Annotated in this window: 4 protein-coding genes and 1 pseudogene; all 5 read left to right on the top strand. The window is 66.5% G+C overall.

Going from position 1 to position 3888, the window contains the following annotated elements:
* A pseudogene (locus Rhe02_RS49270) lies at positions 1-353 on the top strand (DUF3631 domain-containing protein); the annotation flags it as partial.
* Between the two features lie 139 nt (positions 354-492).
* Positions 493-750: a hypothetical protein gene (locus Rhe02_RS49265; protein WP_203915523.1), complete on the top strand. Its 258-nt coding sequence runs from the start codon at positions 493-495 to the stop codon at positions 748-750.
* Positions 747-1493, top strand: a complete 747-nt coding sequence (locus tag Rhe02_RS49260; protein WP_203915522.1) for an AAA family ATPase — start codon at positions 747-749, stop codon at positions 1491-1493. The genes Rhe02_RS49265 and Rhe02_RS49260 overlap by 4 nt, the downstream gene beginning before the upstream one ends.
* Positions 1490-2362, top strand: coding sequence for a bifunctional DNA primase/polymerase (locus Rhe02_RS49255; protein ID WP_203915521.1), 873 nt, complete (start codon positions 1490-1492; stop codon positions 2360-2362). The genes Rhe02_RS49260 and Rhe02_RS49255 overlap by 4 nt, the downstream gene beginning before the upstream one ends.
* On the top strand, positions 2359-3642 hold the full coding sequence (locus Rhe02_RS49250) for a DUF3631 domain-containing protein (protein WP_203915520.1): 1284 nt from the start codon (positions 2359-2361) through the stop codon (positions 3640-3642). Before Rhe02_RS49255 ends, Rhe02_RS49250 begins: the two co-directional genes overlap by 4 nt.
* Positions 3643-3888: the final 246 nt, after the last annotated feature.

The following is a 3888-nucleotide window of genomic DNA, read 5'->3' as shown; positions in this document are numbered from 1 at the left end:
ACCGTGCCCGCGCCGCCCGCGAATCAGCTGGAACCCTTGCAGGCCAGGCCATCGGCCAGCAATCCATCAGTTCGCGGCGGGACACGCTGCTCGACGACATCGCGTCGGTCGTCCCTGCCAATGAGGCCAAGGTGTGGTCAGAGACCGTGGTCGAGCGGCTAGCCGAACTGCACCCAGAGCACTACCACGGGTGGACACCTGAACAGCTGGCCTCCGCTCTCAAGCCCTACGACATTGACACGCAACAGATCGGCAGGCGGGTGGACGGCAAAACCGTCAACCGGCGCGGCATCAGCCGCCACGACATCACCACCGCCATCACCGCCCGTAACCAACGACGGCATGGCGGGTAGACCCTAGGACGCTGCTAGCGCTAGCAGCTTGGCCCGCTAGCGCTAGCACCACCGATAGCACCCCACACAACACCTGGCCAGGGCACTAGCCCATAGCGGCCCTGGCTTTCCCTACCCAAAAACAGGCCAAGGAGACCACATGGACACCCTCATCACGACCGCTACCTGCCTCATCCTCCCGCCACTAATCGTCACGCTCGGTTATCTCGGGCTGTGTGCGGTCGCGCCGTTCAAACGGTGCCGTCGCTGCCAAGGCACCGGCCACAAGCGGCTCATGCTCGGCCGCACCAGGCTGTGCCGCCGCTGCCAGGGAATCGGCCACCACCTCCGGCTCGGCCCCAAAATGCTCAACCACCTGCGCCGCTTCGCCACCGAGCTGGAACGGGGACGCCGATGAACCGCCATCCCGAATGGTGCACCCAAGACACCCGCTGCACCGCCGCGCACGTCACCGGCGGCGAGCACGCCTCGCCCCCCGAAATCTGGGAAACCGACTATGGCCGCATCATCGGCACCCGCTACCAAACTGGCAGCGGCACGCGAGCTGGCCACGGATGGCTCGAAATCCGCGTCGTGGTCACGCTTCCCGCCGCTGAAGCTGCTGCACAAGACCTCGCCCGCCAGCTCATCGCGGGCACCTACCAGGCCGTCGCCCACCTGCTCGGCCAGCAACCGGCAAACGGCGAAAAGGCTGCGCCGCAAGCAGATGTGCTCATCACGCGAGGTCTGCCCGGATGCGGCAAAACCACCCTGGCCCGGCGCTGGGTTGCCGCCGCACCGGGCCGCGCCCGCATCAGCCGCGACGACCTGCGCGCCATGCTGCACCACGGCCCACGAGGCGAGCAGACCGAAAAGCAGGTCACCGACGCCGCCCACGCCGCAGCGAAAATCCTGCTACGGCAAGGAATCTCGGTCATCTTCGACGAAACCAACCTCCCCGAGGCGCACTATCAGCAGCTGCTCGACCTTGCCCGCGAGGAAGCAGCCAACCCGGTCACCGTCGACCTGCGCCATGTGCCCCTCGCGGTCTGCCTGCGCCGCAACGCCTCACGCCACGGCGCGGCACGCGTGCCAGAGCGCATCATCCGCGCCATGCACGCACAACACGTCACCCCAACCCTGAAAGGACACCTTCGGTGACTCACCCCTTGAAAGCGGCTGCGCTTCGCTACGCCGCGAAAGGCTGGCCGGTATTCCTGCTCGGCCACAACAAACGACCCGTAGCCAACTGTGATGCCTGCCGTGACGCCGACGCTTCGCACGACCGTGAGGCCTGTCGCTGCCTGACCTGCCACGGCCTCTATGCCGCCACACGCGAATCGCGCCGCATCGACATCATGTTCCGCTTGGTGCCACGGCCCATGCTGGCCATCCGCACCGGTCTGGCCTCCCGTCTCGTCGTGGTCGACGTCGACCCCGACCACGGCGGAGAAGACACCCTCACCGGCCTCGTCTCAGACGACCTTTGCCCGCCAACGTTGCTGGTCCGCACTGGTTCCGGTGGCCGGCATTTGTACTACCGGCATCCCGGAGGCAAGGCTCCCTGCTCTCAGGGACGCCTCGGCCCAGGAATCGACATACGCGGCGATGGCGGCTACGTCGTCGCCCCGCCGTCCATCCACCCACGCACCCACACCGCCTACGAATGGATTAGAGCGTGGCCGGTGGCCGAGATGCCTTCCGCGCTGGTGAAGGCCTGCCAGCCGCGACCCGCTCCGGCGCCCACGCCGCATTCGTCCGCCGAACTTGGCCACGGGGAAGGCATCACCTCGCCGCAACGGCTCCTCGAGTCTCTGCTGGCCACCATCGCCCGAGCTCCGGAAGGCAAGCGCCGCACCACCCTCTACGGCGCGGCGCGCGGCGTAGCCCGCATGGTCGCCGTCGGAGCCATCAACCGCAGCGATGCGTGGGCGGTGCTGACCGAGGCCGGACGCAACGCCCAGCAGACCGAACGCGAAACCCGCACCGCCATCCAAGGCGGCTTCCACGCCGAAGGAGTGACCCTATGACCACCGAAACCCACCACCACACACCCAACGCCCGTACCGAAGGCGCGGACGTGCTCGACGCCGTAACCGGGTGGCTAGGCCCCTATCTGGCCCTGCCTAACGAACACTGCCTACCCGTACTCGCCCTGTGGGCCGCGCACAGCCACGTCGCCGATGCCTTCTACGTCACCCCGCGCCTCGTGCTTTCCAGTGCCGAACCTGGCTCGGGGAAAACCAGGGTGCTCGAACTGCTCAACCTGCTGTGCCACCAACCAGAACTCATCTTCTCCCCGACCACAGCCGCTATCTTCCGAATGCTCGACGACGGGCCAGTGAGCCTGCTCTTCGACGAAATCGATGCCGTGTTCAACCCCAAAGCCGGAGGAAATCACGAAGACCTCCGCGCGTTGCTCAACGCCGGATACAAAAGGGGCGCAACGATTCCCCGATGCGTTGGCGACGCCGCGAAGATGGGCGTACAGAAATTCCGTGTCTACTCGCCGGTCGTGCTCGCTGGGCTGGCCGGGCACATGCCCGCCACCATCCTCACTCGCGCCGTGGTAATCCACATGCGCCGCCGCCCCACCTCCATCAAAGTCCGACCGTTCCGGGAACGCGACGCCGAAACCGAAGCCCGGCCCCTGCGCCTCGACCTGGCCGCATGGGTGGAAACTCAACGGCCCGAGCTGGCCGACGCCCGACCCCAAATGCCCTACGGCGTCGATGACCGGCCCGCCGAAGTCTGGGAAGCGCTCATCGCCATCGCCGACGCAGCAGGCGGCCACTGGCCCGAAACCGCACGGGCCGCCTGTGAATACTTCGTGCTCCGCGCGCCCGCCGAAGCGCAATCCTTCGGCATCCGGCTTCTAGCCGACCTTCGCCGCATCTTCGGCAACGCCGAACGGATGTCCACATCGGACATCCTCCAAGCGCTCGTCAACCTGCCCGAGTCTCCGTGGGCAGACCTTGGCGGCAAGCCCATCGACTCTGTCCGTCTCGCCAAGGCCCTCAAGCCCTACGAGGTCTCACCGAGCGTCTTCAAGGACACCGGGGCATCGATACGCGGTTACACCACCTACCCGGTAGAGGGCCGCGAAGCCAGCAGCGCCGGACTCGCCGACGCCTGGTCGCGCTACCTCTCCCCCAACAGCGCCACCCGTGCGGAAGGCACCTCAACGCCTGACGCCCCGAGTGAAGGACCGGCGCATTGCCGCTCATGCGGGCAAGGACTCTTCCTCGTCATGCCCGGACGGGACATCTGTGCCGGATGCGAGATCAATCAACGAGGAGGCCACCAATGACCACATCCCTCCAAATCCACCCTTCCCTCGACACCAGGGAAGTCGAGATCTTGGCTCAGAAAGCCTCTCAGACCCCGTGCGCGGCAATGAAACCGCCGCCATCGGCACGCACTAACAGCAAAAGGCCCCGGCGACCGCTTCCACACGACACCGAGGCCCAGCTACCCGCCAATCACCAAACCGACAGGAGCACCACCATCATGCCAAACGCCACGAGCACAAGGAATCGCCCAGGTGAACGACACG

Source organism: Rhizocola hellebori, from assembly GCF_016862955.1.
Lineage (GTDB): Bacteria > Actinomycetota > Actinomycetes > Mycobacteriales > Micromonosporaceae > Rhizocola > Rhizocola hellebori.
Note: the sequence above shows the minus strand (reverse complement) of the source record. Positions and strands in the feature narration are given on the sequence as shown.

Excerpts from the sequence above, each read along its gene's own strand:
- Rhe02_RS49265 (WP_203915523.1), top strand. The coding sequence starts at position 493 with ATGGACACCCTCATCACGACCGCTACCTGCCTCATCCTCCCGCCACTA.
- Rhe02_RS49250 (WP_203915520.1), top strand. The coding sequence starts at position 2,359 with ATGACCACCGAAACCCACCACCACACACCCAACGCCCGTACCGAAGGC.
- Rhe02_RS49260 (WP_203915522.1), top strand. The coding sequence starts at position 747 with ATGAACCGCCATCCCGAATGGTGCACCCAAGACACCCGCTGCACCGCC.